Genomic DNA, 26,947 nt, shown 5'->3' with positions numbered 1-26,947 from the left:
CCATGTTGAACCTGGACACCAGCCAAGTCAGCCTCTCCCGCGAGGAGATGGAGCGCTTTTCTCGCCACCTTATCCTGCCAGAGGTGGGCCTGGAAGGGCAGAAGCGGCTGAAAGCGGGCAAGGTGCTGTGCATTGGCACCGGCGGGCTGGGCTCGCCCCTGTTGCTGTATTTGGCGGCAGCCGGTGTGGGGCGGATCGGCATCGTCGATTTCGATGTGGTGGATGTGTCGAACCTGCAGCGGCAGGTGATCCACGGCACCTCCTGGGTGGGCAAGCCCAAGGTGGAATCGGCCAAAAACCGCATCCTGGAGATCAACCCCTATTGCCAGGTGGACGTTTACAACACCGCTCTGAAGGCCCACAATGCCCTGGAGCTGTTTGCCAACTACGACGTGATCGTGGATGGCACCGACAACTTCCCCACCCGCTACCTGGTCAACGATGCCTGTGTGCTGACGGGCAAGCCCAATGTCTACGGCTCGATCTTCCGCTTCGAGGGGCAGGCGACGGTTTTCAACTACGAGGATGGGCCCAACTACCGCGATCTCTACCCCGAGCCACCGCCACCGGGGCTGGTTCCCTCCTGTGCCGAGGGGGGCGTGCTGGGGATCCTGCCCGGCATCATCGGCCTGATCCAGGCCACCGAGACGGTGAAAATCCTGCTGGGCATCGGCACGACCCTGAGCGGGCGGCTGCTGCTTTACGATGCTCTAAAAATGAGCTTCCGCGAGCTGAAGCTGCGCAAAAACCCCGCCACTCCCCCCATCACCCAGCTCATCGACTACGAGCAGTTCTGTGGGATCCCGCAAGCCACAGAACAAGCCAGCCAAGCGGAGATCCCCGAGATCAGCGTGGCTGAGCTGAAGGCGCGGATGGATGCTGGCCAAGACTTTGTGTTGGTCGATGTGCGCAACCCCAACGAGTGGGAGATCGGCCGGATCCCTGGCGCTCACCTGATCCCGTTGCCGCAAATCGAAAACGGCGATGGGGTGGAGCAGGTGCGAAAACTCCTCAACGGCTCGGAGCTAATCGTCCACTGCAAGAGCGGGGTGCGCTCGGCCAAGGCCTTGAAGATTCTGCAAGCAGCCGGGATCCAAGGGAAAAACCTGCGCGGGGGGATCCTGGCCTGGGCTGAGGCTTACGATCCCTCCATTCCCAAGTACTAGTTCAAAGCCCTGGCTGTCCCTTGCCCTGCAGTTGAAGGCACAAGCGGCCTGCCGCTGCGCGGAAGCCAGCCCAGTAGCAGTGCGGTCAAGGGCGGCTGTCTGTTTCGGCTTCTCTCCTGCCCTTTGTCCTGCTCTAGCATAGATCTTCGAGGGTTCCTCTCCCTTTTTCGCCTCCCCTTTTCCATGAGTGCCACTTTGCCGGCAGAGACAGAAACCATCTTTCACTCCATCCCCGAAGCCCTGGAGGACCTCAAGTGTGGTCGCATGGTCATCGTGGTCGATGACGAAAACCGGGAAAATGAAGGGGATCTGATCTGTGCTGCCCAGTTTGCCACGCCAGAGGTGATCAACTTCATGGCCACCTATGGGCGGGGCCTTATCTGTCTGGCCATGCAGGGATCCCGCCTCGACGAGCTGAAGATCCCGCTGATGGTGGGGCAAAACACCGACAGCAACCAGACAGCTTTTACCGTCAGCATTGATGCCGGGCCAGAGTTAGGGGTTTCTACAGGCATTTCCGCTGCCGACCGCGCTCGCACCATCCAGGCGGCCATCCATCCCCATACCCGACCGGAAGATCTGCGCCGCCCTGGGCATGTCTTTCCGCTGCGGGCGCGGGAGGGCGGGGTGCTCAAACGGGCCGGCCACACGGAAGCGGCGGTGGATCTGGCCATGTTGGCCGGGCTGTACCCGGCAGGGGTGATCTGCGAGATCCAAAACCCGGATGGCTCGATGGCCCGCCTGCCCCAGTTGATCGAATTTGCCCGTCAGCACAATTTGAAAATTATCACCATCGCCCATCTGATCGAGTACCGCCTGCGCACCGAACGGCTGGTGCACCGGGGGGCTATCGCCACTTTGCCGACGGAGTTTGGCCAGTTTCAGGTCTACGGCTACCGCGACACCCTTAACCAGGTAGAACACCTGGCGCTGGTGAAGGGGGATCCGACCCAATTTGCCGCCAAGCCCGTCCTGGTGCGGGTGCATGTGGAATGCCCCCTGGGGGATGCGCTGGGATCCCTGCGCTGCGACTGTCGCCGCCAATTGACCGCCGCCCTGAAGATGATCGACCACCAGGGCCAGGGGGTGCTGGTGTACCTGCGCCGGCAAGAGCTCAGCCTTATCGAGCAAATCAAGTCCTATGCTCGCCAAGATCTGGGGCTAGCTGAAACTGCGCCGCCAGCAGCGATGGATCTGCGGGATTACGGCATTGGCGCCCAGATCCTACGCGATGTGGGGGTGCGGAAGATGCGCCTGATCAGCAATACCTCTCGCCACATCAGCGGCCTGAAGGGATTTGGCCTGGAAGTGGCCGAGCGGGTGCCCCTACTGCTGGAAGAGGAGGACGTGAATTTGCACTTGAAGCCCTCCTGCCCCCTCAGCGGGAAATCCGAGCCGCAACTCTACTCCGGCTTAGGCCTGTAGAGCGTTGTAAGGCCGAGCGCCCCGGTAGAAGAGGGATCGCGCTGAAGGCAGCTCGGCATCGACCCTAGAGACCTCAGCAGCTCGCTCCCAGAAGCGCCAGAAGACTCGCCTGCGGGGGGAGGGAGACGGTGCCGCTGGCTGAGAAGAACCCCCCTGCAACAGTTGCTTCGGCAAAACCGGCACTTCCGATCCCACCCGCGACCACACCTCAAACCTAGGAGGGCGCACCACCACAATGCTGATCAAGGAGCCGCGATCCATCTCGCGGCGGCAACTGGCGATAGCGTCCTGCAGCCGAGCAAAGCTGCGGTTAAAAGCGTAGAAATAATCCTGAAAGCGGATGGCCTCCCAAAACCCTTCCTTTGTCACCGCCACATGGTCGTGGTCGGCGGAGGCGTAGTCGAGGATCACCATACGTGTAAAGACTGATTAGTGATGAATCAAATCAGGATGGTTTTTTACCGTATTTCCACTTAAGCACGACATTGCACAGCCCGTCATCCGCGAAATGGCTTGCTTGCAACAAAAGGAGTTTTCTCGCCCTTGCTGCTCATGGGATCCCGCCCAATTCCTGTTGCAGCTTGGCCATGGCTGCTTCTCCGATGTGAGGGGAAGCACAGACCAGGTTGGGCGTGCGGATCAGGTCGGATCGGGCTTGGCGCACCAGAGCGCGCAGGGTAGAGTAGCTGGCCTCGTCGCAGATGAGGGTGTGGGCGCGGCGAATCAGGGATCCCACCCGTTCCGTATCGGAAATCACCGCTGTCAGCACCAGCAGGTCTGCTCGCAAGCTTTGGACGATCACCTCGGCAACTTCTAGTAGGGCAGTGCTGATGCTCACCAGCCCCAGACAAGCGTGGGAAGGCAATTGGCGGATCAGGGCAATTTCGCGGGCGTAATCCGACACCTCCACCGGGAGCACACGGGCCCCCCGCGGCTGGGCAATGGCCTCGACAGCGCTGAGAAAATAGTGCAGCGTCACCACAGTGCCGGAATGGATCTGATCCAGCACGGCGGCCAGGTCTTCCAACAGCACCAACTGGACCCGGATGCCCAAAGTCTGTTGGATTTGTTGAGCCATGAGTTGTCCTGTGCCCAAGTCTCGGCGGGGCACGCACACCAGCACCTGAGCACTGCAGCGCAGCCGCCAGTCGATCTCGGCCAGCAGCAGATCCCGCACCTGCTCCAGAGAAAAGCCTTGCTGCTGAAGCTGATCGATGCCCTGACGCACCTGCTCCAGCGCCTGTTTGGATCGATCCAGGTTCTTGCTGAGACCGCGAGAACGGTTAACCGCCTGGCGAGCAGTGCCGCTCACGTAAATGCCGGAGGCGGCGCGAGTTTCCACCAGGCCCATGGCCTCCAGTTGGCGGTAAACCTTGTGGATGGTGTTGCGATGCAGGCCCGTCTGCATGGCCAACTGACGGGTGCTGGGCAGGCGACAGCCGGGAGGAAATTGCCCGCAGGCAATGCCAAAACAGAGCAAGTTGAAGAGCTGGACTGAGCCAGGGATCCCGCTCTCCGGCTGAATAGAAATGCGCATCATGGCCTGCTTTTCTCCGTGACGTACTCCCGCACCCATGCTGACGCATAGAGTGCAGGCTTCCCAGTGACTCCTGCCCGATAGCAGGACATTTCCTGAGCTTGAAGAACGGGACGCCCCACCGCTCTGGATTTGATGACCCTCGCCGAGTTGTGATCCCTGCCAATACTCAGCCCACAGTGCGGACAATCGTGCCACCGCTCATGCAGCTTTTTGGGCACATCTCGACCACACCCCGAGCGCTCTTGACTCGTGCCATTTGGATCCCCTGCAATCGTCAACAGCCCAGCTCTTTCAGCCTTGGCTGCCAAGATTTGCAGGAACTCACCCCAACCGGTGTCATGGATAGATTTGGCCAACCTTGTCCTTGCCAGACCTTTGATGTTCAGCGCCTCATGGGCTATATGTCTTGCAAAAGCTGATGAGCAACTTTGTGGTGAAAATCCCGGCGCTGGTTGGCTACTTTCTGATGCGCCTTGCTCAACCTCTTGACCGCTTTCTGGTAGCGGTTTGACCCCTTCTGCTTGCGCGATACAGACCGTTGCAGCCGCTTGAGGGGCTTTTGCGCTTTACGGTAATACTGAGGAACCTCGATAACCTCACCCTCATCGGTGACCAAGAAAGAGCTTAGCCCCAGGTCTATCCCCATCGTGTTTTCCCACGTTGGCGGGTCAGGGCTCCATTCCGGGACAGACGGATCCTGCAGGCTCAAGGTGAAGTACCACCCATCCACCTTGCGGGTGATGGTGGCCGTTTTAATCACGAAGCCGTCCGGCAAAGGACGGTGTTGGATGAGCTTGACCGGCCCAATCTTGGGCAGATGGATAAACTTTCCCCGGATACAGTCCTGCTTCATCTGAGGGAAAGCGATTTTGCTCCCACCCGTTGAACCGTTCTGCCAAGCGATAGTTGTACTGCTTACGCAGCAGCTCCAGCCACTCACCCATCAGGGCGACTTGGCTAGCAGTGGGCCGCAAGCGGTACTGGTAAGCGGTTCTCATGATGAATGCATTGTACCTGTTGAACGCTCCCGCCTCTCATCCCGACTCTGACCGGCCCGCCCCATATATCCCCTCGCCCCCCTATATCCCCCCGTATACGGGGGGACTGGGGGGCTGGGATATAGGGGGGTACAGAGCGGGGCTTCCAGGACTACGTCCCGCTAGCGCGAACGGCGGATTAGCTAAAGACAGGGATCGTCTGCCAGAAGAATTGCGCCAACACTTCACAAGGATAGGCACTCGAGAACGGCTCGGGCGCATCTTGTCCAAGCGACGCTGCGGGGGCAGGGATCCCCTCTGTTGCTGCGCCCACCCCCAACCCAATGGCCGACGATCCGGCCTCCGAAGGACAGGGGATCCCGCCCTGGTCTTGTTACAGAAATTTAGAATCGTTACAATAGTTAGCATCTTTGCATTGCAGGTTGCATCTCATGGCACTCACTCAGCAGTTTCCCGTGCTGCTCGTCTCGGTTTTGCGTCACGACAGCGTTCCTCCGCGGTGGTCCCAGTTGGGGTGGACCGTCTTGCGGGTGGTGGCGGGGCTATTCATGATTCACAACGGCCTCGACAAGCTGGCCGATATCGAAGGGTTTGCGGCGGCCTATGTGGAAGTGATCGGCTTGCCGTTCCCCATCTTTTTCTCCTATGTAGCCGCCTACACTGAACTGATCGCAGCTCCCCTGGTGGCCCTGGGCCTGTTCACGCGGCCCGCCGCATTGAGCCTGGTGGCCACGATGGCGGTGGCCATGTTTCACCACATCAAGGTGGCCGGCTTCAGCATTCCTTACCTGGAGCTATCGGCCATCTACGCGGCCATCTTCTTGGCCTTTGCCGTCAATGGCGGCGGTTGGTTCTCTCTGGATCAGCTCTTGGTGAACGGCATTGAGGCGGGGCTGAACCGCTCCAGCCGACAAAAGTTGGAGAGCTTGCAGTCTTCGCTGCAGGCCACCGAGCAGGTGATCGCCCTGGGCGAGCAAGAGGCCGAAGCTGCCCAAACCCCTCGCTCCTAAGCCAACTTCCCAGAGGGAGAGGGGACCGGGGGTGAGGGCTAAAGGCGGCTGGCGGCCCGCTCCATCAGGCGTTGGTGGGTGGAGCGTACCGGCTCTCCCGGCTTGGGCTGTCGCTGTACGTAGGTGCCATCGGGACGCAATTCCCAAGCTTGCCGGTTATCCGTCAGACAGATCTCCAAGATCGCCTTCAGCTCTTGCTGCAACAGGGGATCCTCTACAGGGGTTACCACCTCGACGCGGCGATCCAGGTTGCGGGTCATGTAGTCGGCGCTGCCGATGAAGTACTCTTCCTGGCCGCCGTTGTAGAAGTAGAAGATGCGGGAGTGCTCCAAGAAGCGCCCGATGATGCTGATGACACGGATGCGCTCGCTCAGGCCCGGGATCCCTGGCTTCAGGCAGCACATGCCACGCACAATGAGGTCGATCTCCACCCCTGCCTGGCTGGCCTCGTAGAGCACTTGGATCATGCGCGGGTCGGTGAGGGAGTTGACCTTGACGATGATGCGTCCCCGCTGGCCGGCTTGGGCATGGCGCATCTCTCTCCGGATCAAGGCTTCCATCCCCTGGCGCAGGGTGCGAGGGGCCACCAGCAGCTTGCGGAAGTGCCGTTGCCGCGAATAGCCCGTCAGCAGGTTAAACAATTCTGTTACATCGTTACAGAGAGTCTCATCGCAGGTAAACAGGCCCAAGTCAGTGTAGATGCGGGCGGTCTTGGGGTTGTAGTTGCCGGTGCCGATGTGGACATAGCGGCGCAGGGATCCCCCCTCTTCCCGCACCACCAGCGCCAGTTTGCAGTGGATCTTCAGCCCCGGCAGGCCGTAGGCCACGTGCACCCCAGCTTTTTCCAGCTTCTTGGCCCAGAGGATGTTGTTTTCTTCGTCGAAACGGGCTTTGAGTTCCACCAGGGCGGCCACCTGCTTGCCGTTCTCGGCAGCCTGGATGAGGGATCCCACCACCGAGGAGTCGCCGGAGGTGCGGTAGAGGGTTTGCTTGATGGTGAGCACCTGGGGATCGTTGGCCGCCTCCTCCAAAAACCGTTCCACACTGGCAGCAAAGGAATCGTAGGGGTGGTGCACCAGCAGATCCCCTTCCCGGATGACGGAGAAGATATCCACCGGCTCATCGCTGACCGAGGCAGTACGCAAGCGGGGAGGGGTGACGGGCCCCCAAGGGGGATCTTTTAAATCAGGGCGGTTGAGGTTGAGAAACGCCATCAGCCCCCCCATGTTGAGGAGCCCATCCACCTCGTAAACGGAGTCGGCATCCAGATGCAGCTCTTCGCACAGCCGTTGGCGAATGGCAGAGGGCATCGACTTGGCGATCTCCATGCGCACCACCGAGCCAAAGCGCCGTTTGCGCAGCTCTTCTTGAATGGCTGCCAGCAGATCGTCGGCCTCGTCCTCTTGGATCTCCAGATCGGCGTCGCGAGTGATGCGGAAGGAGTAGTACTCCAGCACTTCCATGCCCACGAACAGGGCCTCCAGGTGATGGGCGATCACCTGATCCAGCGGCACGAAGCTCACCCCGTCCCGCAGCGGCACAAAGCGGGGCAGGGTGTTGGGCACCTTGACGCGGGCAAAGTGTTCCTTGCCGGTCTCCGGATCCCGCACCACCACCGCCAAGCTGAGGCTGAGGTTGGAGATATAGGGAAAAGGATGGCCCGGATCCACCGCCAAGGGGGTGAGCACGGGAAACAGGCGGCGGTCGAAATACTCCCGCAGCTCCTGCCGCTCCGGTTCGGCCAGCTCGGAAAAATCGCGGATGTGAATGCCCTGTTCCGCCAGCTTAGGCACCAGTTCCTGCCGAAAACACTCGTGTAACTTTTGAATCAGGGGGCGCAGGCGATTGGAGATCTGCCGCAACTGCTGCTGCGGTGTGAGGCCATCTGGAGTCAGCACCAACACACCCGTCTCCAACTGACGGCGAATCACCGCCACTCGCACCATGAAGAATTCGTCCAGGTTGCTCTCGAAGATGGCCAGAAACTTCAGCCGCTCCAACAGGGGAGTGCGCTCGTCCAGAGCCTCGTGCAACACTCGGGCGTTGAACTCGATCCAGCTCAGCTCGCGGTTGAAATACTGCTCCGGCAAGGCATAGCCCTCCTGGATGGGCGCAGTCGGGATCCCGGGCTGTCCGGCATCGGGATGGCAGCCTGTCGCGTCGGGGTTGTGGGGCGACAAGGGAGAGTCCGTTTCCTGGGGGCGCGGAGTCATGGTGGCAGAGGTCTGGGTTGTCTCAAACACGTCAACAACGGCTGCAGCCGACCCCATCCTATCCTGCTGGGTTCTGCTTAGACGAAACGGAAGTAGCCACAACAGGCTTGGGCGGACGTTCTGGCAACAGCCCTTGGGAGCGCGTGAGAAGAATCACCTGCAGCAAGATCCCGATCAACAAAATGCGCAAGGGGCCGGCCCGGGTGGCCCATTGGGGCGGCAGACGGTTGGTCAACCATTCGCTGCCCGACCACACGCCCCAAATCACCAGCGCCCCCAGCAGGGCGCCGCGGTTGTTGCCGCTGCCCCCGGCAATCAACATCACCCAGACGATGAAGGTGGCAAACTCCGGCTGGAAGGCTTCCGGGCTGATGAAGTTGACAAAATGGGCATAGAGCGCCCCCGCCAGCCCCATGAGCATGGATCCCAGGACAAATGCCTGCAAACGAAACTGGAGCACATCTTTGCCAGCGGCTAGGGCTGCCGGCTCGTCCTCGCGGATAGCCCGCAGCACCCGTCCCCAAGGAGAGCGATAGGCCCGCTCGCTCAGCCAGTAAACCACCGCCAAGACCAGCAGCACCAAGCCCAAGTACAGCAGCGTATCCTGTCCTGGGATCCAGCCGCGAAAGGGCCGCGGAATGCGGGTGATGCCACGCACGCCGTTGGTCAGCCAGCCCTCGTTTTTCAGGATTTGGCTGATGATCTCGGCAATGCCGATGGTGGCGATGGCCAAGTAGTCGGAGCGCAGCTTGAGGGTGATCAAGCCGATCAAGAAGGCGATCGCCCCGGCGGCGACCACCGCCATGGCAAAGCCCACCCAGAACGGCAGATCGAACCCGCCCAGGTGCTCAGGGGTGGGCGGCGTCGTGGCAATGGCGCTGGCGTAGGCCCCCACAGCAAAAAAGGCCCCCACCCCAATGTTGAACATGCCGGCGTAGCCCCACTGGATATTGAGGCCCAGCACCAGCACGCCGTAGATCCCCACCAAAACCAAAAAGAAAATGGCGTAGCTCAACATCAGGCCCGTCCTCCCAACAGCCCTGTGGGCCGCAAGATCAGCAACAGCACCAGAATGGCAAAGGCCACCCCCGTCTTGTAGGCTGGGCTGAGCACCAAAGTAGAAAACTCCTCCGCCAGGCCAATCACCAGCCCCCCGGCGATGGCCCCGTAAGGGCGACCAATGCCGCCGAGGATGGCTGCAGCGAAAACGGGCAACAGCAGCCGCCAGCCCATGGTGGGGTGCAGCCGCGTATCCAGGCCCAGGAAGATGCCCGCCACACAGGCCAAGGCGGCGCCAATGGCCCAAGTCCAGAGAATGATCCGCTCCGTATCGATGCCGGTCACCTTGGCCAAGTCAAAATTGTCGGCCATGGCCCGCATGGCTTTCCCCACCCGCGTGTGCTGCAAAAACAGGTGCAGCGCCACCACCAACAGCGCCGTTCCCACCAGAATCGCTACCCAATCCGGCTTGACACGCAGCCCCCAAAACTGCCAGGGCAACTGGATGCCGCTGCGGTACACCTGGTTGTTGGGCCCCCAGAGAATCTGCACCAAGCTGCGCAAGATCAGGGCCGTGCCAAAAGAAGAGATCAGCAAAATCACCGGCGCTTCCCGGCGCAGGCGGCGATAGACCAGTTGGTCGATCCCCACCGCACACAGTGCTGTCGCCAAGGCCCCCGGGATCCAGCTCACCTCTAGCGGCCAACCCCAGCCGACAAACGTCAGGGCAAAGTAGGCCCCCAAGGTCATCAGATCCCCGTGGGCAAAGTTGGCAAAGCGCAAAATGCCAAACGTGAGAGACACCCCAATCGCCCCCAAAGCATAGATGCTGCCCAGGACGAGGCCGTAGATGAACAGTTGCAACAGTTGGGTCACACCTGCCCCCGCAATACCCTGCCCTGATGATGCCACAGCGGGATCCCATCCGGCCCAGCGGCAGGGTAAAGCTAGGGTAGGAGAAAGCGCGCAAGAGAGAGAGCCATGCAGCCCAGTTCTTCTCGGATCCTAGGTTGGCTAGTGGTTTTGGCCCTGCTGAGCGCTGCCTGTGGTGGGCCGGAGCCACCCCCGGCCAGGGATCCCGAGGCTCCTTCCGCACCCATCTCCACCCCCCAGTTGATCTACGAAGACATCACCCTCACCCAGGCCAAACCCGATGGTGGCCTGCTCTGGCGCCTCCAGGCTCGCCTGGCCGAATACGAGTCCCCCCCAGAAAATGGCACCACTCCCGTGCAGTTGGGATCCGCCCATTTGCAGTCTATCGAGGGAGAGTTTTTCGACGCAGAGGATCGCGCCATTCGCGTCCGGGCCGAGCGGGGATCCGCCTACCCCGGCGAGCGGCGGCTGGAACTGACGGGCCAGGTGGAGGTGGAATCGGAGCGGGACAACCTGCGCCTGCAGGCAGAGCGGCTGCAGTGGTTGCCGGAACAGCGCCTCCTCGAAGCCGAGGGCCAGGTGCAGGTGGAGCTGTTGGACGGCCGGGGATCTCTGGAGGGGGATCGCTTGCGCATCGACTTTGGCCAAGCCCAGATGCAACTGGAGAATCGGGATCCGAGCCAACCGGTGCGGGCCAAGTATCGGGATCCGGAGCTGGAGCTGGCCGCCCGCCGTTTCTTGTGGGAATTTGGCGCCGGCGAGGTGCAGGCGCTGGGAGCAGTCGAGGTGGATGCCCCCCAGCAAAGGGTGCGCCTCAGCGGCGAGCAGTTGCGGGCTCCGCTGCCCCTAACCGAGCTGCGCCTGCTGGGCAACGTGAAAGCCAAAGCCGTTCGCGTTGGCGGGACGGAGTCCCTGCAAACCGGCCAAGAGTTGCAGGCCCAAGAGATCCGCTGGCGCATCGGCTCCACCCAACTGCAGGCCCTGGGCAATGTGCGCTACCGCCAGCCCGGACAAGCCCTGACCGTGAGCGGCGACAGCGGCATCCTAGACTGGCAGGCCAACACCGCCCGGATCCAGGGCAACAGCCAAACCCAGCTCACTTTGCCCTAGGAGCCGGCGACAAAGGGCCGACAGGAGCATGTCAAGATAGTTTAAGAACCGTGTTGGGTGGGTTGTGGTGAGGAGTTCAGCAATGGCAGAGGCCGCCTTGGGGGAACGCCCCAACATTCTGTTGATCGTGCTCGATACCCAACGGGCGGATCGCCTTTCCTGCTACTGGTCAGAGGAAGAGCGGGCCCGCCAGGTGCCCACCAGCCCCAACCTGGATCGGCTGGCGGCAGAATCCACCCTCTTCGAGCGGGCCATCGCCCCCGCCCAGTGGACGATCCCCTCCCACGCCTCCCTGTTTACGGGGGAATATCCCAGCACCCACCAGACTGTCCAGGCAGACCTGGAGCTGAGCCCCGCCCTGCCCACCCTGGCGGAGCTGTTGAAACTGGGCGGCTACACCACCGTGGGCTTTTGCAACAACCCCCTGGTCGGGATCCTGAAAAACGGACTGCGGCGCGGCTTTGACACCTTCTACAACTACGGCGGGGCCCTGCCCACCCGCCCCCCCGAAGGCAATCCCTTGCCCACCCCCCTCAACCGCTGGCTGGCCGCCTACACCCAGTTTTGGCGCCGCCTCTCCTACCCGGTGCAAAACGCCTTTGCCCGCTCTGATACTCTCTTCCAACTGGCGCTGCACCCCTGGTTTGCCTCCCTCTGGACCCGGCTGATGAACTTCAAGGGCAACACGGCTGCCTCCATTGCTGACCTCAACGGTTACTTGCAGCAGATGGCCCGCCGCCAGTTGGATGGGCAAGCGCCGCCCTTCTTTTGCTTTGTCAACCTGATGGAGCCCCACCTGCCCTACTGGCCGCCGGAGCCCTTTGTGCAGAAATATGCTCCCTACTTCAAGACCAACCGCGAGGCGCGCGACTTTTTGCGGGAGTATAACGCCCAGCCCTACCGCTGGATGGCGCCCCTGCCCCAGCCGCTTTCCCCGCTGCAGGCCCAGGTGCTCAGGGACATCTACGATGCCGAGGTGGCCTACCAGGATCACCTGCTGGGATCCGTCTTCGAGACCCTGCGCCACACCGGCCTAGAGCAGAACACCCTGGTGGCCATCGTCGCCGATCACGGCGAAGGCTTAGGGGAACACGACTTTGTCGGCCACGCCTTTGTGGTTTACGAAGAGCTGATCCGCGTCCCCCTGATCCTGCACTACCCCGGCTACTTTCCAGCAGGAAAGCGCGTGGCCACCCCCGTTTCCACCCGCCGCCTCTTCCATACTCTCTTGGAAGCAGCCGGCTTCCGCCCCAGCCTTTCTCTAGCCAACGGCGCCCCCCGCGTCAGCCTCCAGCTTCGCCGCGAGATCGCCCGCCTCAGCCTGAGCCGCACCCTGGCCGGCGAGGATCCGGAGCAGGGAGTGGTGCTCAGCGAAGCCTTCCCGCCCCAGATTCTCCTGCGCGCCATGGAAAACCGCAACGACAACCTGCTGCAGGCGCGCGCCTGTTACGACACCCGCCGCGCTCTCTACGAAGGGGTGACCAAGCTGATCCAAACCGGAGATCGCCCCAGCCTCTACAACCTGGAGCAGGATCCGGCGGAACTGCAGGACTTGCTGGCGGCCGGGATCCCTTCTGAGCCGGGATCCCTTTCCCCCCAGGCTTGGCTAGACCGCCTGCGGCAAGGGCTGAGGCAGTGGTTGGAGTGGGCAGAATCGCGCCGGCCCAGCACCGCTCCTCGCCGAGTTGACATGGAAAGCAACACAGACTTGGTGCGGCGGATGCAAGAGCTGGGCTACCTGGAGTAGGAGCTATTCCAGCTCTCCCTCTTCCCCCCAATGATCCCGCAGGTAGCCGTTGAGATCATCATAGACATCGGTCTCCTCGGGATCCGGTGTTGGCCAGTCCTCGTTCTGCCCGCCGATGATGACGCGGCTGAGGTTAATGTACTCGAGGCTGAGGGTGCGCAGGGCGTTGATCAGCACATCCAGCGCCAAGGCATCGGCCGTGCCCAGGTCAAACCAGCAGCGGGCCCAGTTGCCCTTTTCTTCCAAGGATCCCATGTTGTGCATCAGGGAGGTCAAGGGAGCTGAGTCGCTGGGGTACTCCAAATAGCTCAGATCCACCTCCGCCTCTTGGGCCACCAGGCGCTCGGCGTTGAATCCCCCCAGCTTGCCCAGCACATACCAGGATTCCAGCACCTCCTTGAGGTACTCCAGCTCCGCTGGAACCGGCGGCTCCGCAAACTCAAACCAGATCCAGAGATTTCCCGGATCGCACTCGCGAAACTCCACTTGCATGGACGGTTCCTCGGCTAGGCCTAGCCATCGATCTTAATCTGGCCCAGCTTACTGGTTTCTCCCCAGAGGGCAAGGATCCTCCTGGCGTCAGCGCTTAGGGAACACCGTTCCGCTTGCGCGAGCAGCGACAGCACCTACCGTTGGGGCCTGCGGCCCGCTGACGCGAGGGGGTCTCCCCAGCCAGTTGCTCAAACGCTCCGCGCTGCTGATGCGACCAGCCGCGGCCCCTCTCCCAAGAGGAGCTAGCCCTCACCCCCAGCCCCTCTCCCAAGAGGAGAGGGGAGTTTGGGATCGAGGCGACAGGCGGTCTCATCGCTGTTGGAACGGCCATAGGGGGGAGTCTCCCCGCCCCAGACAAGGCCAAAGCATCCTATACTGTTGCGGCGGTAGAAATAAGCGGGAAGCTGCTGCCTATGTCTGAACTTCTCCCCTTGCCCTCGCTCCATAACCAGGTGGCGGTGGTCACCGGAGCCAGCCGGGGCATTGGCCGGGCCATTGCCCTTCACTTGGGGGCGATTGGCGCCAAGGTGGTCGTCAACTACGCTCGCTCCGCCGCCGAGGCCGAGTCGCTGCTGCAGGAGATCGCCGCCCTGGGGGGCGAAGGGATGGCTGTGGCCGCCGATGTCTCCCAGCCGCAGGCGGTGGAACAACTCTTCGAGCAGGTGATGGGGCGCTGGGGCCGGGTGGACGTGCTGGTGAACAATGCCGGCATGGCCCGCGACACCTTGCTGCTGCGCATGAAGCCGGAAGACTGGCAGGCGGTGCTGGATCTCAATCTCACCGGCGTCTTTCTGTGTCTGAAGGCGGCCGCCAAGATCATGGTCAAGCAGCGGCAGGGACGCATCATCAACATCACCTCGGTGGTGGGCCTGGTGGGCAATCCCGGCCAGGCCAACTACAGCGCCGCCAAAGCAGGGGTGGTGGGCCTGACCAAGACGGCAGCCCGCGAGCTGGCCAGCCGCAACATCACCGTCAACGCCGTCGCCCCCGGCTTTATCACCACCCAGATGACCGAGAAGCTGGATCCCGGCCCCATCCTGGCCCAGATCCCCCTGGGGCGACTGGGATCCCCGGCAGAGGTGGCGGGGCTGGTGCGCTTTTTGGCGGCCGACCCGGCGGCAGCCTACATCACCGGGCAGGTCTTCGCCATCGACGGCGGCATGGTGATGAGCTAGAGCTGTTTCCCCTTACCCCCCAGGTCTAGAAGTGCTGCCAGCTCGGCAAAGCTGTCCACCACGGCATCGGCCCCCGCCCGGCGCAGTTCCTCGGCGGTGAAAGCAGTGGTCAGGCCAACCGCCCAACAGCCGGCCCTCTTGGCGGCGCGGATCCCGTGGGTGGAGTCTTCGACCACCAAACACAGACTGGGATCCAAGCCCACCTTGGCAGCCGTTTTCAAGTAGGGCTCGGGGTCGGGCTTGGCCCGCCGGATATCTTCGGCAGTAACCACGGCGTCGAACCAGCGGCCCAGGTTAAAGCGCTGAAAGATCTGCTCTTGATCCCGACGGGTGGCTGAGGTGGTGAGGGCCAGGGCTGAGAAGCGGCGGCGGCTGGCCGCCAAAAACTCCAGCACCCCCGGCACCAGCGGCACCTCCCCCAGCAGCTCGCCAAAAGCCTTGGCCTTTTCCTCGATCAAACGCTGCACCAGCAGGGATCGTTCCGCAGGCGGGGTGTCCGTCAGGTGTTCCACAAGATACTCGAACATGTCCCGGTCGGTGCGCCCCTTAAACTGCAGGGAGATGGGGGCCAGATCCAGAGAGATCTGACAGCGCTGCAGGGCGATAGTCCCGGCGCGGGCGTGGATCGGCTCCGAATCCACGATCACCCCGTCCATATCCAAAAGCAGGCCGGCAGTCGCGTCAGCGGCGCGGAGCATTTTGGGCGGCATAGACCGTTGGGCAAGCGCGGGACAGGGATCCCCTCACCAGCAAGGCTGCTCTGTCGCCATCCCCCAGCCACAAAAGCGGCTGGCAACCTGCCAGATGGGATCCAACACGTCGGTGAGGGCGTGGTCGCTCTCTACAGATACCAGTTGCGCCCAGGGGCGACGGGCCACGTAGTCACGGCTGGACTGGATGGGAATGATCTCGTCCCGGATCCCATGCACAATCAGGGTGGGCACAGGCCGGCGCAACGCCCCATCCGGGTAGCGTTGGGCATCGGTGACAAAACCGTACTCCAACGGCAGCGGACGGCCTTCTCCGTAGTGAAATACTGGCATTTGGCCGGTGCGTTGCCAGCTTTCCACCGCTTCCGTCCCCAGCCGCGGCAGCCAATGGCCCAGAAAGCCAAAGGCCGGTGCCAAGAGCACCAGACGCTGCACGCAGGGTTGCTGCTCGGCCACCCAGGCGGCCACCAGTCCCCCCAAGCTCGAACCAATAAGGGTAACGGGAGGATGGCCCATTTGCGCCAACTGCTCAGAAACCTGCCGGATCTGGCGGGTCAAGGTAAGCTGGGCAAAGTTGCCCTGGTTGAGATCGGGCACCTGCAGAGGGATCCCAAGCTGCTGCAGCCGCTGCCGGAAAAAAGTAGCCTTAGCCGATTGAGGCCCAGAGCCGAATCCGTGCAAGTAGATGACCGCCACGATGACAGGGATCCCTAGGGGCCTGTGGCTGCCGAGAGCCAGCCTGCCCCCAACACCACGCTGATGGAGAGGAAGAGGGTGGCCACCGTCCAGGTGATGCGGTTGAGGTTCTGCTCGGCACTTTTGGAGCTGGAGAACAATTGGGCCTGGCCGCCAATGCCCGCCAGCCCATCCCCTTTGGGGCTATGCAACAACACCAGTATCACCAGCAAAACGGCCGAGGCAGACCAAAGGAACTCGAAGAAGGCTTCCATCGCAGAGGATCCCACTAGGGCACGTTGCTGAAGCTATTATCGCCTGTATCTCCACCCTGGCACACCCTGCGCTCCCCTTCCAAAATCCATTAGATTGGAGTTTCAGCGTGGGATCTCTCACTGCCAACTTTTCCCTCTCTGGGGGACGTTATACAGCCGAGCCTGACCCCGTCTTGACACTTCCCCGACTAAGGGGGGGGATTCTTACGCAGTTCAAAAACGAACTTGTAAAGGCGTTGCCAAACCGCCTCTAGACAGTTCTTTCAGTCAAAGCCCCAAGGTTCTGCTTACTTGTCTGATCGCGTCAGCGGGACGGAGTCCTTGCAGGTTGGCCGAGAGGTTGGCATCTCGCAGACGCTTGCCACCGGTCGGGTTTTTCACCGTGATTAGAGGCTCGCCTGGGAACGGTACGCCTCGTCTACACTATTGGCAAGTAACTAAAGCTGCTTACGGGCTTTTCCGCTCCGCACTAAAGTACGGGGCTAGCAAGCTATCCTTCTGTATTGCTGGTGTCCTGTATGAGCTCTCTTCCGCCTCCTCTGAGCGGGGCCATCGCGTGGCTATTGCTACTCTTGCCGTTGTGGACGGTGGCCAGAGCAGTCGCGGACTTCTTGCATCAAGCTCAACAGATGCACCGCATCCCCTGCCACAAGTGCAGGTTTTACAGCGGCGATCCCCACCTCAAGTGCGCTGTCCATCCTCAGCAAGCTCTGACAGAGGCGGCAATCGGCTGCCCCGACTGGCTTCCAATTTCTGGAGATCCTCGCCAGGGGAGCGCAGTAACCAACAACTGAGCTGCCAGAAGGTGATACTTGCGAGTTTCCCAGGGGATCCCCTAAGTGGGGGGAAACAGTCTCTGATGAACATCGCCGACAAAGGCTTCCACCGCTTCTCGGATCACCTCTCGCAGGTTGGCGTAGGCTTTGGCGAAGGGCGGGATCCGCTCGCTGAGGCCGAGCAGGTCGTGGGTGACGAGAATTTGGCCGTCGCAGGCCGGGCCAGCCCCAATCCCCAGAGTCGGGATCCCGACTTGCTGGGTGATCTGGGCAGCCAATTCCGCCGGCATGTGTTCCAAAACCAGGGCAAAGGCTCCTGCTCGCTCTAGGCTCAGGGCTTCCTGGCGCAGCCGCTCCGCCTCCGAGGGGGTTTTCCCCTGCTGGCGATACCCCCCCAGTTGATGTTTGGCCTGTGGGGTGAGGCCGATGTGGCCCAAGACCGGGATCCCTCGCTGGACCAGAAAGGCCACTGTTTCCACCATGTCTTGGTAGCCCCCCTCCAGCTTCACCCCATTCACCCCTGCCTCCTTCATCAGACGTCCTGCCGAGAGGAGGGCCTGCTCTTTGCAGACTTGGTAGCTCAAGAAAGGCAAGTCGGCCACCAAAAAGGCTCGTTCTACGCCGCGGCGCACTGCCTGGGCGTGGTGGATCATCTGTTCCAGAGTCAGGGGCAAGGTGCTGCTGTGCCCCAAGCTGGTCATGGCCAGGCTGTCGCCTACTAAGATCAAGTCGATCCCGGCCCGATCCAAGATCTGCGCTGTGGCGTAGTCAGCAGCCGTGAGGGCCACCAACGGTTGACCCGCCTGTTTGGCCTGGCGAAAGTGGTGAATGGAAAGGGCAGCCATACCTCTATGATCTCATTTGCCCCGCCATTTCCGGCTGGTCGGGCCGTACCCCCCAAGGGCTTTGGCCCTGGGGTGCTTGGCCAGCTTGCATCTGCCCCATTCCACGAGAGGGGATCCGGGCAGGATAGCCCGTTTGCCGCTAAGATGGTAAAGCCCTATGCAGACTGGAAGGGTGACAGAGTGGTTGATTGTGACGCTCTCGAAAAGCGTTGTGGCCGCAAGGTCACCGTGGGTTCGAATCCCACCCCTTCCGTCCTCGATCAATCCAATGGCGCTCAACGCTGCCAACGCCCGCTAGGGTCAGCATCCGGCCCTCTCCACCTCCGCCAAAGCCCCCGGCAGCCCTGGACTGGCTGGGATCCCTCGCTTTATTAAGTCCCACCTCAGCTTCCTGAAACCTGGATCTCAGGAGGGCACCTTTGCGGATTGGCCCGGCAGGGCTTTCGAGGACTTGTCGCTTAACCGGTCTTCTTGGCTCCCATGTTCACCGCCCCTGCTCTGCAAGCGCAACTGCATCCCCTCATCCAGCGCCTTTCGGAGGCGATTCTGAGCATTTGGGGATCCCACCTCAGCCTGGCTCCCTATGCCCTGCCGGCGGAGCTGGGCTATGTGGAGGGCCGCCTGGAAGGCGAGAAACTGCAGATCGAAAACCGCTGCTACCAAGGGGATCCCTTTCGCAAGCTGCACCTGGAGCTGGCCCAGGCCGGGCAAAGCCTGGATATCCTCCACTGCGTCATGTTTCCGCAGCCGCAGTACCCGCTGCCGCTGTTTGGCTGTGACATTGTGGCCGGCCGCGGCCAGGTGAGCGCTGCCATCGTCGATCTCTCGCCGGTCACCCCCACTTTGCCGGATCCCTACATTCAAGAGCTGGAAGCCTTGGGAGCTCATCTCGCCCCTTTCCAAAACCGGCGCCAGTTGCCGCCGTGGGGGACGATTTTTTCTCCCTACTGCCTGTTCATCCGGCCCGGCGATGAGGCGGAAGCCGACCGCTTTTTGTATTTTGCCTGCCGTTACCTGGAAATCCACTGCCGGCTGGCGCAACAGATCCCCCCGCAGACAGATCCTGTCCAGATCCTGGCCCACTACCAAGGGCAGCAGCGCTACTGCAGCCAACAACAGCAAAACGACCGCACCCGCCGCGTTTTGGAAAAAGCTTTTGGCCCCGCCTGGGCCGAGCGCTACCTGAGCACCGTCCTTTTCGATTTGCCCCCCAGTCCTATGCAGATCTAGTGCCGATTAGACGGGATCCCCTTGCAGCCGCTGCTGGATGCTCAACGCCAATTTTTGCCCTAGGAACTCCGGCAGGGTTGGAGTTGCATCCGGCCCCAGCAAGTAGAAAATGAAGCGCGTCTGCTTGCGGCGGAGCATCAGATTGAGGTGAACAACGGTCAACTCCTCCTGCGCCAGAGCGGTCATCACCCGGTAAAACACGCCCGGCTGGTTGTCCACATCCACCAACAGCGTGGGCAGATGAAACACCGGGTCAAAATAAAAAGAAACCTGGGTGTCTTTCAAGCCGGCCTTGAGATCAAACTCCAGCGCCAAGGTTTCGTGAACGGGAAACACCCCCGCCAAGCACTCGTGAATAGCCCGTTCTAGGTTGAGCTTGGTCTGGGCAGAAAGGCTGTGGCCATCGCGCGAGACGGTGACGCGGATAAACACCAAGTGCGGTGAGTAGATCTGCCCGTAAAGGTGGATGCCGTGCACCGAGAGATTGAAAGCGGTGAGCACCCCAAACAGGTCGCTGAGCAGAGAAGGGCGGTTGCGATAGGCCAGACAAACCACCGTCTTGCTGCGCTCGTCCCGCATCTGTACCACGGCCTTGCGGGTTTGGTAGAGGGCATAGGCCAAGCGCAGATTTTGAGCCTGCACCTCGCTGCTGACGAACTGGCTATAAAAAGGCGGAAAGCTGCGGTTAAAGCGCTGCATGAGAGCCGTTCGCGCCAGCGGGACGGAGTGCTTGCGAGTGCTGACTGCGAGCGGCTGGGGATCCTCGTGGCCAGCCCTTTCCCCTCTGGCAAGAGGAGCCACCTTCGGCTGCTGCGCTGACTGCTCGGTTGACATCGACTTTGCCGCCTGCATTGCTTCCTCTCCATCGTTACTCAGCATGCCCCGGCCAAACCTCATCTATCAGTAAAATCACTGAGGCTGGAAAGCACGTCAACGCTGTACCCAATTCTTGTTCAATGCTTTTGGATTTAATCTATCTCACAAGGCCGAGCTGGGCATCCAAGGAACCGCTGAGGGCCATCCCCCAATTGGGGGGAAGTCCATCCCTGCGTCGCTGCCAAGCCGACGGGTGTGCGCCTTCAAATCCCAGACCAACCAGGAACAGTGGGGCAGGCTCTTAAAGCCTAAACTATGAATTGAGGGGAGAACTGCAATTTTTGATATAGAGTGCTGGATTAAGTGCTAGCCTGCTGGCAACTTGGAGCGCTATTCTGTTAGCCAAAACTTCGGTTTTCCTTAGGTTTGTTGAAGGGATCCCCGTGAGCACAACCGTTGCCGACCCCAGCCTGCTCTCGCCTGCCCAAGCGCCGGATCCCGGTGGGGCCTGGTGGGCTCTCAACATCATCGCTTCCCCTGCCCAGGAGGATCAGATCTTTTGGCGGCTGGAGAGCTTTGGCTGTCAGGGCATGGCCAGCCAGGCTCATGGCGAAGATCGAATCAGCATTCACGCCTATTTGCCCTGGTTCCGCGCCACCCTTTTGGATTTGGCCGCTCTGGCGCTGCGCCTGCGGCAAGACGCCCTTGTGGCTGGCCAGCCCATCCCCAAACTGCGCTGGGAACGCATAGAAGCGGAGGATTGGAGCAACAGTTGGAAGCAGCACTGGCAGCCCGAGCCAGTTGGGGACAAGCTGCTCATCTGTCCGGCCTGGCTGGATCCCCCCCCCCATCCCGGTCGTCTCCTGTTGCGGCTGGATCCGGGCATGGCCTTTGGCACGGGCACGCACCCCACCACCCAGCTCTGCCTGGAGGCTTTGGAGATGCGCCTGGGGGCGGGCACAGAGGGGGTAACAGTGGCCGATGTGGGCTGTGGATCGGGCATTTTGTCGGTGGCGGCGGCTCTTTTGGGGGCAAAGCGGGTGTTTGCGGTGGACATCGACCCGCTGGCGGTGCAGGCCACGCTCCACAACCGCGACCTCAACGGCCTCACCGATCGCATTGTGGTGGCCCAGGGGAGCCTGGAGAACATTCCCGAGATGGTGGACGGGCTGGTGTGCAACATTCTGACGGACGTGATCCTGGATATGATCCCAGAGTTTGGCCTGGTGGTGAAAAAGGGGGGGTGGCTGATCCTCAGCGGTATCCTCCTCGAGCAGGCCAAGTTGGTGGCGGAGATGTTGGAGGCCAACGAATGGGCGGTGGCAGCCCTCTGGCGACGGGGAGAATGGTGCTGTCTGAACGCACGCATGACCTGAGTTCTCTGCCCCGCCTGGCCATCGACCCGGCTCAACGGGATGCCGGCGGTGTTCTCCGTTTAACCGGCCCGCAAGAGCACTACTTGCAGCGGGTGCGCCGCCTCAAGCCGGGGGATCCGTTCTTGGTTTTGGATGGCTCCGGCAAGCTGTGGCTGGCCCATTGGCAGCCGCAGGGATCCCAGGTTATGGGCGAGGTGGAGGCGCTGCCGCGGGAGCTGCCCGTTTATTTGCATCTGGGCTTGGCAGTGGTCAAGGGGCCGGGGTTTGACGAGGTGTTTCGCCAGGTCACCGAGCTGGGAGCGGCGCGCATTACCCCTCTGCTGACGGAGCGCACCGTGGTGGAGCCGGGATGGGGCCGGCGGGAACGCTGGCAGAAAATTGTGCAGGAGGCCGCCGAACAATGTGAGCGGCTGCGCTGGCCCCAGGTTGATCCCCCTACCCCTTGGACAAGTTGGCTGGCCGAGCTCAAAGCCGATTGGTGGGGCATTGCTGTGGCGCGGGAGAACGCTCCCCTCCTGCTGCAAGCCCTGCCGAAGCTGAGGCTCTCGGAGAGGGATCCCGTCTTGGCGGTGGCCATCGGCCCAGAAGGCGGCTGGACGGAGGCCGAGCGCCGTCAGGCGGAAGCCCATGGCGGAGTGCCGGTTTCCCTGGGCACCACCATTTTGCGCTCCACCACCGCCGCTGTGGCTGCCAGCAGCCAAGTGGCCGCCACCTACTCCTGTTGGGGTTTAGCTCAGGCTCAGCTTGCCCCGTCGGCAATGGGGAACGCGGCTGCCGATAGCCGATAATCGATAATTGAGTTGATAGGAAAAAACTGACGCCGACCATTGGCGCAGCAAGCCGTGGTTCTGGGCGGGGGAGAACAGGCATGGAGATGATCCAGGCGGTGCGCGGCACCCGAGATATCCTGCCGCAGGAGGTACGGCTTTGGCAGCAGGTGGAAGCCAGCGCCCGCGAGATCTTGGGGCGAGCCAACTACCAGGAGATCCGCACCCCGATTCTGGAGCTGACAGAACTCTTTGCCCGCAGCATTGGCAGCGCCACCGACGTGGTGGGCAAGGAGATGTACTCCTTTAGCACCCGCGGCGAGCAGGAGGTGAGCCTGCGCCCCGAGAACACCGCCGGCGTGGTGCGGGCCTACATCCAGCATGGGTTGCAGGTGGCCGGCGATGTGCAGCGCCTCTGGTACTGTGGGCCGATGTTTCGCTATGAGCGTCCCCAGGCGGGGCGGCAGCGCCAATTCCACCAGTTGGGGGTGGAGCTGCTGGGCAGCCGCGATCCCCGCGCCGATGCCGAGGTCATCGCCTTGGCCTGGGATCTGCTGCGGGCAGTGGGGGCGGAAAACCTCACCTTGCGGCTCAACTCCCTCGGGGATCCGCAGGATCGGCGGGCCTATCGCCAAGCCCTGGTGGACTACCTTACCCCTTTGAAGGAAGAGCTGGATCCGGACTCCCAGGAGCGCCTTGTCCGCAACCCGTTGCGCATCCTCGACAGCAAGGATCCCCATACCCGCACCATTGCTGAACAAGGGCCCAAGCTGCCCGATTACCTCAGTGCTGACTCGCGGGCCTTCTTCGAGCAAGTGCAGGCCCATCTCCAAGCCCTAGACATTCCCTATGAGCTGGATCCCTACCTGGTGCGCGGCCTGGACTACTACACCCACACCGCCTTTGAGATCGTCTCGCCGGAGCTGGGATCCCAGAGCACCGTCTGTGGGGGTGGCCGCTACGACGGTCTGGTGGAGGAGCTGGGCGGGCCTCCCACCCCGGCGGTGGGCTGGGCCATCGGCCTGGAGCGGCTGGTTTTGCTGCTGCAGAAGAAACAACAGGAGATTCCGCCAACATCGGTCGAGGTTTACGTGATCTCCCGCGGCGCCAAAGCGGAGGCCCAATCCCTTCAGATTGCCCAAGCTCTGCGCCAAGCCGGCTTCTGCACCGAGCTGGATCTGAGCGGCAGCGCTTTCAGCAAGCAGTTCAAGCGGGCCAGCCGCAGCGGTGCGACCTGGGCTGTCGCGCTGGGGGATGCGGAAGCTGCGGCCGGGGAGGTGCAGCTCAAGCACTTGCCCACGGGGCAGCAGCAAACCCTCTTGCAAGCTGACCTGGTGAAGTATTTGGTGTCCCAGAGGTGAGGGAGCGATGTTGAGTTTTTGGGTGCGGCGCAACGGCCGAGAAGACTGGCAGCCGGTACCAGCCGAGGGAGCCATTCTGGAAGAGGACACCTACACCATCGTTGCCCGTTCTCCCCAGCCCCACTTCACCATCACAGTGGAAGTCCGCCAGCGCCCTCTGCCGACCGAAAATAGCGGATCCCCAGCGGTAGCCAACCCCAAGACAGCCGCCTCGCTCATGCAAACCCGTTCTGTTCGCACCAACGAGGAGGGGATCGGCGTCATCCTGCCGGCCACCCACCTCGCCCCTGGTTTTTGGGAGTTGCACTGCCGAGATGCCGATTTGATCGCCGAGTTATTTGGCGAGGCGGAGCTGAACAATTGCCTGCGCTTCCAGGTTGTGCCCGCCCCGGTGCAGCGGAAACAGGCACTATCCCCGGCGGCCCAAGAAGTCGCGTCTGAACCTCCTGAGCTGGCTCAGAAAAAAGAGGTTGCCATCCCGCCAGAGCTGTTTTCCCTGATGCACAGCGAATTGGAGGGATCTCCGGGGGAAGTGCTGGTGGTGACGGGGCGGATTGGCTGTAGTGGCGAGCTGCGGGTACGAGTTTGGCAAGAAGATGAAGGGGAGCAGAGCCCGGTTTTCGAGGGGCAACGGCTGATTCAATTTCCGACTGAAGCCCGGACGGCAGTGTTCAGCATTCCCATCACCCTGCCGAGCCATACCTGGAGCCGTCCGCTGCGGGGGGAACTGCGCCTCACTCCCTCTTCCTGGTCGGATCCAGAGCCGCTGCAGATCTCCTTTTCCGTTCGCTGTCGCGGCCAGGGGGAAGTCCTCCCACCCTCCCCAGGGATCCCTGCCGGTCAGCAGCGGCAAGAAGAAACGCCAGCCGCAGCCGGCAGTTCTTCCCCGCCCTCACCCTTGCTGTCCCCCGAACGCACCCTGCAGAAGTTGTTGCGCATCTCGCAGCGCAGCGCCCCTGCGGAAAAAGAGGAGGCTGGAGAAGTTTTGGGCCCGCTTCAGCCAGAAGAGCTCCCAGCCTCCCTAGCAGACACCGCGCCCGAACCTGCCGCCCAACCTGAGGTTGGGCCAGTGCCCATCTCATCCTCTTCTCCACCACCCCAACCTGAGCCACCTCGCGAGGAGGCGGTTCCGCCGCCACCGCTCGCCGCCGCCAGTCCGGGAACCTCGCCTCTTTCCCCGCAGGTGCCGGGAGCTTGCCCGGCGCCGCAACTGGTGGTGCCTGAGCAACTGCGGGCAGGTGACAACTTCGATGTAGTGCTGCGTTTGCCGGCTTCCGTCAATTCTGCCAGTAGCTCCACCGCTCAGCCTCCTTTGTGGATTAAGTTTTGGGTCAAGCACGGTCACACCCGCTCTTTGGTGGATGGCCCCCGGTGGTTGTTGGACTTCTCCCGCGACGAGCAGGGGCGGTGGCAAGCCCTCACCCGCATGACCATCCCCCCTGGCGTCCCTGAGCTCATCTTCGAGGCTTGGGCCGTCAGCCCGGATCGCCAGCAGCAAAGCGACCGCGTGACGGAGCGCCGTTCTATCCTGCCTTAGGGAGTGACCAGTCTCTAGTCTTGAGCAGACCGCACCATCAGCACGGGGCAGCCGATGTGCACCCGCACATAGTCGGAGATGGAGCGCCCCAGCAGGCGATCCAAATCGGGGATGCTGCGGGCAATGCTGGGCCGGCGATCTGGGGATCCCATCACCAGCAGGTCGGCCTTGCTCTCTTCCGCCAGGCGCACGATCTCGGCGCCGGGATCGCCGACGGCAGTTAACACTCGGTGGGGGATTTGGCGGCTTTTGAGGGTGGCAATGGCCTTATCCAAAGCCTCGTCCCGGCCTTGGGCATCGGCATCCAGTTGCACCGAGGCCAAAAAGATCTGGGCCCCTGGGATGCCGGCAACCAGATCCAGGGCCGTGGCAAAGGCGGCCTGGGCGGCGGGGGAGTTGTTGAGGGCCACCATGACGTGGCTGGGGTATTTGACGTAGGCGTCGTCTTTGACCAGCAGCATGGGGCAGGAGGCGAGCTGGAACACGTATTGGCTCACCGAGTTCTGCAAAATGGCCATGATGCGGTTGCGCCCCCGCGATCCCATGACAATCAGGGGATCGGGCAGGGACTCGGCCACCTGCAGCACCACCACCTTGGGATCCCCTTCCACCAGTTGGGTGGTGATTTTGACGCCGGGCTGGGCGGGAAAACTCTGCAGGGTTTTGGCCAGCAGCTCCTGCCCCTTTTGCCAGGCAGCTCGCATCTCCTCGGCAGAGGTCTGGGAAGGCACCGCATGCAGCAATGTCACGTGGCACTGGGCAAAGGCCGGCAGAGACAGAAGGGTATGCACCATTTGCTCGGTGGGGCCGCTGCCGTCGATGGCGGCAATGATGTTTTCAAAGCGAGGCATGGGATCCGTTCTCCTGGCCAACAGCTGCCAAGACTCATCCTAGATCTGGCGCTGCGGATCCCTGTTACCGAGGCGGATATCCCGCAACATTTTGTTGGGTTTTAGTAACTCAGCCACACATAGCCGGTGAAGCCGCCGCCGGCATTGGTGTTGCGACCAGTCAAGAATTGAAACCCTCCTAGGCCCAGCGTTAACCCTCCCTCTAGTCGCCAGTTGAGCTGGCCGGAGAGCTTGAGGCTGTCGTAGTTGGGATCCTGAACGGCCAAATCCCCGAACAACAAAGGCGCACCGTTGCCCAGGGTGAAATCTCCATCCAAAGCCAGGATGGCCTGCAGCTCAGGAGTCAAATCAGCCCCAAGGGTTAAGTTGGCCTTGAGGCGATCGCCGGGATAGCCCAGGTAGTCCCGGAACGTAAGACAAGAGTCGAAAAAGGCGGGCAGGGATCCCAGCTCGACATTGGCTGCCGCTCCTAAGCTGAAGTCGTAGCCAAAGACTCCGTACCCCAAGGGCAGGGGGGTATTTTCGGTGGCGTATCCAGGCGGGATGAGGGCCGTCAACTGAGCTGAGAAAAAGGGATCCCCGTTCCCCCAAGTATGGCGCAGGCCCAGTTCCAGATCCCGCAGGCCCTGGTTGCGCTGGGTTACAAGCTGGTCGCCGCTAGCAAAGCGATTTTCCAAAAAAACATAGCTGGTGTTGAGGTTGAGAGTGAGGCGATCGCTGAGGCCAGTTTCGCCAAACAGGTTAAGGCGGGTCTCGCCGTACTCGGAAAGGGCCTGCTGCAGGCGTCCTCCCTGGTCAAAGCGGGTGCGGGGTTGGTACACCTCAGGCTGCAGCGAGAAAAACGTCTTCCCTTCTCCGCGAGGAAAGCCACAGCCTGCCCAGGCTGGCAGCTCCAGACCCAAGACAAGGCTTAGGCCCAGCAGCCAGCTTCTTGCTATGGCAAAAGGCTTCATCTGGGGATCCCCAACAACAGCGCCGCC

At 61.9% G+C, this 26,947-nt stretch carries 25 protein-coding genes, 1 tRNA gene and 1 pseudogene; 12 read left to right on the top strand and 15 right to left on the bottom strand.

The features are described from left to right. Positions 1-2 precede the first annotated feature (2 nt). A complete protein-coding gene (gene moeB, locus ACVW0R_RS01855; protein ID WP_011431266.1) occupies positions 3-1,166 on the top strand; it encodes a molybdopterin-synthase adenylyltransferase MoeB in 1,164 nt (387 codons plus the stop codon). Positions 1,167-1,349: 183 nt separating this feature from the next. After that, entirely contained in the window at positions 1,350-2,591 is a 1,242-nt protein-coding gene (gene ribB, locus ACVW0R_RS01850; protein ID WP_099812823.1) for a 3,4-dihydroxy-2-butanone-4-phosphate synthase, read from the top strand. Here the strand turns inward: ribB and ACVW0R_RS01845 are convergent. The 3 genes and pseudogenes from ACVW0R_RS01845 to ACVW0R_RS01835 form a co-directional block, all read right to left on the bottom strand. After that, positions 2,580-3,005, bottom strand: coding sequence for a hypothetical protein (locus ACVW0R_RS01845; RefSeq protein ID WP_011431268.1), 426 nt, complete (start codon positions 3,003-3,005; stop codon positions 2,580-2,582). The two genes, ribB and ACVW0R_RS01845, sit on opposite strands and share 12 nt — an antisense overlap. Before the next feature lie 136 nt (positions 3,006-3,141). Further along, entirely contained in the window at positions 3,142-4,128 is a 987-nt protein-coding gene (locus ACVW0R_RS01840; protein ID WP_457390778.1) for a GntR family transcriptional regulator, read from the bottom strand. Continuing rightward, positions 4,128-5,129, bottom strand: a pseudogene (locus tag ACVW0R_RS01835) (RNA-guided endonuclease InsQ/TnpB family protein). Before ACVW0R_RS01835 ends, ACVW0R_RS01840 begins: the two are co-directional and overlap by 1 nt. 431 nt (positions 5,130-5,560) lie before the next feature. Between ACVW0R_RS01835 and ACVW0R_RS01830 the strand changes: the two are divergent. Continuing rightward, complete coding sequence (locus ACVW0R_RS01830; protein ID WP_041438584.1) at positions 5,561-6,139, top strand: DoxX family protein; 579 nt, start codon at positions 5,561-5,563, stop codon at positions 6,137-6,139. Between the two features lie 38 nt (positions 6,140-6,177). Here the strand turns inward: ACVW0R_RS01830 and ACVW0R_RS01825 are convergent, their stop codons facing one another. From ACVW0R_RS01825 to ACVW0R_RS01815, 3 genes are read right to left on the bottom strand one after another with little or no spacing between them, the layout of a single operon-like run. Beyond that, positions 6,178-8,409 (bottom strand): RNA degradosome polyphosphate kinase, encoded by a 2,232-nt coding sequence (locus ACVW0R_RS01825; RefSeq protein ID WP_457501556.1) that lies wholly within the window; start codon positions 8,407-8,409, stop codon positions 6,178-6,180. A 1-nt stretch (position 8,410) separates the two neighbouring features. After that, complete coding sequence (locus ACVW0R_RS01820; RefSeq protein ID WP_011431272.1) at positions 8,411-9,370, bottom strand: branched-chain amino acid ABC transporter permease; 960 nt, start codon at positions 9,368-9,370, stop codon at positions 8,411-8,413. Further along, entirely contained in the window at positions 9,370-10,227 is an 858-nt protein-coding gene (locus tag ACVW0R_RS01815; protein ID WP_457501555.1) for a branched-chain amino acid ABC transporter permease, read from the bottom strand. Before ACVW0R_RS01815 ends, ACVW0R_RS01820 begins: the two co-directional genes overlap by 1 nt. A gap of 105 nt (positions 10,228-10,332) precedes the next feature. Between ACVW0R_RS01815 and lptC the strand changes: the two genes are divergently transcribed. Continuing rightward, positions 10,333-11,334 (top strand): LPS export ABC transporter periplasmic protein LptC, encoded by a 1,002-nt coding sequence (lptC, locus tag ACVW0R_RS01810; protein ID WP_011431274.1) that lies wholly within the window; start codon positions 10,333-10,335, stop codon positions 11,332-11,334. A gap of 82 nt (positions 11,335-11,416) precedes the next feature. Then, entirely contained in the window at positions 11,417-13,081 is a 1,665-nt protein-coding gene (locus ACVW0R_RS01805) for a sulfatase (RefSeq protein ID WP_099835766.1), read from the top strand. A 3-nt stretch (positions 13,082-13,084) separates the two neighbouring features. Here the strand turns inward: ACVW0R_RS01805 and ACVW0R_RS01800 are convergent, their stop codons facing one another. Continuing rightward, positions 13,085-13,573: a DUF3531 family protein gene (locus ACVW0R_RS01800; RefSeq protein WP_011431276.1), complete on the bottom strand. Its 489-nt coding sequence runs from the start codon at positions 13,571-13,573 to the stop codon at positions 13,085-13,087. Between the two features lie 413 nt (positions 13,574-13,986). On the opposite strand from ACVW0R_RS01800, the gene fabG reads away from it, so the two are divergent. Then, positions 13,987-14,748: a 3-oxoacyl-[acyl-carrier-protein] reductase gene (gene fabG / locus ACVW0R_RS01795; protein WP_011431277.1), complete on the top strand. Its 762-nt coding sequence runs from the start codon at positions 13,987-13,989 to the stop codon at positions 14,746-14,748. Here the strand turns inward: fabG and ACVW0R_RS01790 are convergent. From ACVW0R_RS01790 to panB, 5 genes are all read right to left on the bottom strand, one after another. After that, positions 14,745-15,446 (bottom strand): HAD family hydrolase, encoded by a 702-nt coding sequence (locus ACVW0R_RS01790; protein WP_414402090.1) that lies wholly within the window; start codon positions 15,444-15,446, stop codon positions 14,745-14,747. The two genes, fabG and ACVW0R_RS01790, sit on opposite strands and share 4 nt — an antisense overlap. Positions 15,447-15,491: 45 nt before the next feature. Further along, complete coding sequence (locus ACVW0R_RS01785) at positions 15,492-16,154, bottom strand: YqiA/YcfP family alpha/beta fold hydrolase (RefSeq protein WP_414346160.1); 663 nt, start codon at positions 16,152-16,154, stop codon at positions 15,492-15,494. A 14-nt stretch (positions 16,155-16,168) separates the two neighbouring features. After that, complete coding sequence (gene secG, locus ACVW0R_RS01780) at positions 16,169-16,408, bottom strand: preprotein translocase subunit SecG (RefSeq protein WP_011431281.1); 240 nt, start codon at positions 16,406-16,408, stop codon at positions 16,169-16,171. Between the two features lie 566 nt (positions 16,409-16,974). Continuing rightward, positions 16,975-17,106 (bottom strand): hypothetical protein, encoded by a 132-nt coding sequence (locus ACVW0R_RS01775; protein ID WP_255322492.1) that lies wholly within the window; start codon positions 17,104-17,106, stop codon positions 16,975-16,977. Positions 17,107-17,243: 137 nt separating this feature from the next. Continuing rightward, on the bottom strand, positions 17,244-18,029 hold the full coding sequence (gene panB, locus ACVW0R_RS01770) for a 3-methyl-2-oxobutanoate hydroxymethyltransferase (RefSeq protein WP_457501554.1): 786 nt from the start codon (positions 18,027-18,029) through the stop codon (positions 17,244-17,246). A 166-nt stretch (positions 18,030-18,195) separates the two neighbouring features. Between panB and ACVW0R_RS01765 the strand changes: the two genes are divergently transcribed. Then, positions 18,196-18,282, top strand: a tRNA-Ser gene (locus ACVW0R_RS01765). Between the two features lie 227 nt (positions 18,283-18,509). Beyond that, a complete protein-coding gene (locus tag ACVW0R_RS01760) occupies positions 18,510-19,259 on the top strand; it encodes a phycocyanobilin:ferredoxin oxidoreductase (protein ID WP_099812816.1) in 750 nt (249 codons plus the stop codon). Between the two features lie 6 nt (positions 19,260-19,265). Here ACVW0R_RS01760 and ACVW0R_RS01755 read toward each other — a convergent pair whose 3' ends face one another. Beyond that, on the bottom strand, positions 19,266-20,093 hold the full coding sequence (locus ACVW0R_RS01755) for an ACT domain-containing protein (protein ID WP_206336831.1): 828 nt from the start codon (positions 20,091-20,093) through the stop codon (positions 19,266-19,268). 425 nt (positions 20,094-20,518) lie between these two features. Here ACVW0R_RS01755 and prmA point away from each other — a divergent pair, with 425 nt between their 5' ends. From prmA to ACVW0R_RS01735, 4 genes are all read left to right on the top strand, one after another. Continuing rightward, complete coding sequence (gene prmA, locus ACVW0R_RS01750; RefSeq protein ID WP_457501553.1) at positions 20,519-21,451, top strand: 50S ribosomal protein L11 methyltransferase; 933 nt, start codon at positions 20,519-20,521, stop codon at positions 21,449-21,451. Then, a complete protein-coding gene (locus ACVW0R_RS01745; protein WP_011431287.1) occupies positions 21,421-22,239 on the top strand; it encodes a 16S rRNA (uracil(1498)-N(3))-methyltransferase in 819 nt (272 codons plus the stop codon). The genes prmA and ACVW0R_RS01745 overlap by 31 nt, the downstream gene beginning before the upstream one ends. An 80-nt stretch (positions 22,240-22,319) precedes the next feature. Continuing rightward, positions 22,320-23,579, top strand: coding sequence for a histidine--tRNA ligase (gene hisS, locus ACVW0R_RS01740; RefSeq protein ID WP_099812814.1), 1,260 nt, complete (start codon positions 22,320-22,322; stop codon positions 23,577-23,579). 7 nt (positions 23,580-23,586) lie between these two features. Beyond that, complete coding sequence (locus ACVW0R_RS01735) at positions 23,587-25,116, top strand: hypothetical protein (RefSeq protein ID WP_457501552.1); 1,530 nt, start codon at positions 23,587-23,589, stop codon at positions 25,114-25,116. Between the two features lie 14 nt (positions 25,117-25,130). On the opposite strand, the gene ACVW0R_RS01730 is transcribed toward ACVW0R_RS01735, so the two are convergent. Beyond that, on the bottom strand, positions 25,131-25,967 hold the full coding sequence (locus ACVW0R_RS01730) for a universal stress protein (protein ID WP_457501551.1): 837 nt from the start codon (positions 25,965-25,967) through the stop codon (positions 25,131-25,133). A 101-nt stretch (positions 25,968-26,068) separates the two neighbouring features. Further along, the gene (locus ACVW0R_RS01725; RefSeq protein WP_457501550.1) at positions 26,069-26,920 is read right to left on the bottom strand and encodes a hypothetical protein; all 852 of its coding nucleotides are present in this window, start codon (positions 26,918-26,920) and stop codon (positions 26,069-26,071) included. Positions 26,921-26,947 lie beyond the last annotated feature (27 nt).

This window comes from Thermostichus sp. MS-CIW-15, from assembly GCF_054060575.1.
The sequence above is the reverse complement of the archived record's forward strand: the minus strand, read 5'-3'. Positions and strand labels throughout refer to the sequence as shown.

What these genes read in the sequence shown, in the direction of transcription:
- moeB (WP_011431266.1), top strand. Translation starts at nt 3, where the DNA reads ATGTTGAACCTGGACACCAGCCAAGTCAGCCTCTCCCGCGAGGAGATG.
- ribB (WP_099812823.1), top strand. Translation starts at nt 1,350, where the DNA reads ATGAGTGCCACTTTGCCGGCAGAGACAGAAACCATCTTTCACTCCATC.
- ACVW0R_RS01845 (WP_011431268.1), bottom strand. Translation starts at nt 3,005, where the DNA reads ATGGTGATCCTCGACTACGCCTCCGCCGACCACGACCATGTGGCGGTG.
- ACVW0R_RS01840 (WP_457390778.1), bottom strand. Translation starts at nt 4,128, where the DNA reads ATGCGCATTTCTATTCAGCCGGAGAGCGGGATCCCTGGCTCAGTCCAG.
- ACVW0R_RS01830 (WP_041438584.1), top strand. Translation starts at nt 5,561, where the DNA reads ATGGCACTCACTCAGCAGTTTCCCGTGCTGCTCGTCTCGGTTTTGCGT.
- ACVW0R_RS01825 (WP_457501556.1), bottom strand. Translation starts at nt 8,409, where the DNA reads ATGGGGTCGGCTGCAGCCGTTGTTGACGTGTTTGAGACAACCCAGACC.
- ACVW0R_RS01820 (WP_011431272.1), bottom strand. Translation starts at nt 9,370, where the DNA reads ATGTTGAGCTACGCCATTTTCTTTTTGGTTTTGGTGGGGATCTACGGC.
- lptC (WP_011431274.1), top strand. Translation starts at nt 10,333, where the DNA reads ATGCAGCCCAGTTCTTCTCGGATCCTAGGTTGGCTAGTGGTTTTGGCC.
- ACVW0R_RS01805 (WP_099835766.1), top strand. Translation starts at nt 11,417, where the DNA reads ATGGCAGAGGCCGCCTTGGGGGAACGCCCCAACATTCTGTTGATCGTG.
- ACVW0R_RS01800 (WP_011431276.1), bottom strand. Translation starts at nt 13,573, where the DNA reads ATGCAAGTGGAGTTTCGCGAGTGCGATCCGGGAAATCTCTGGATCTGG.
- fabG (WP_011431277.1), top strand. Translation starts at nt 13,987, where the DNA reads ATGTCTGAACTTCTCCCCTTGCCCTCGCTCCATAACCAGGTGGCGGTG.
- ACVW0R_RS01790 (WP_414402090.1), bottom strand. Translation starts at nt 15,446, where the DNA reads ATGCTCCGCGCCGCTGACGCGACTGCCGGCCTGCTTTTGGATATGGAC.
- secG (WP_011431281.1), bottom strand. Translation starts at nt 16,408, where the DNA reads ATGGAAGCCTTCTTCGAGTTCCTTTGGTCTGCCTCGGCCGTTTTGCTG.
- ACVW0R_RS01775 (WP_255322492.1), bottom strand. Translation starts at nt 17,106, where the DNA reads ATGGACAGCGCACTTGAGGTGGGGATCGCCGCTGTAAAACCTGCACTT.
- panB (WP_457501554.1), bottom strand. Translation starts at nt 18,029, where the DNA reads ATGGCTGCCCTTTCCATTCACCACTTTCGCCAGGCCAAACAGGCGGGT.
- ACVW0R_RS01760 (WP_099812816.1), top strand. Translation starts at nt 18,510, where the DNA reads ATGTTCACCGCCCCTGCTCTGCAAGCGCAACTGCATCCCCTCATCCAG.
- ACVW0R_RS01755 (WP_206336831.1), bottom strand. Translation starts at nt 20,093, where the DNA reads ATGTCAACCGAGCAGTCAGCGCAGCAGCCGAAGGTGGCTCCTCTTGCC.
- ACVW0R_RS01745 (WP_011431287.1), top strand. Translation starts at nt 21,421, where the DNA reads ATGGTGCTGTCTGAACGCACGCATGACCTGAGTTCTCTGCCCCGCCTG.
- hisS (WP_099812814.1), top strand. Translation starts at nt 22,320, where the DNA reads ATGGAGATGATCCAGGCGGTGCGCGGCACCCGAGATATCCTGCCGCAG.
- ACVW0R_RS01735 (WP_457501552.1), top strand. Translation starts at nt 23,587, where the DNA reads ATGTTGAGTTTTTGGGTGCGGCGCAACGGCCGAGAAGACTGGCAGCCG.
- ACVW0R_RS01730 (WP_457501551.1), bottom strand. Translation starts at nt 25,967, where the DNA reads ATGCCTCGCTTTGAAAACATCATTGCCGCCATCGACGGCAGCGGCCCC.
- ACVW0R_RS01725 (WP_457501550.1), bottom strand. Translation starts at nt 26,920, where the DNA reads ATGAAGCCTTTTGCCATAGCAAGAAGCTGGCTGCTGGGCCTAAGCCTT.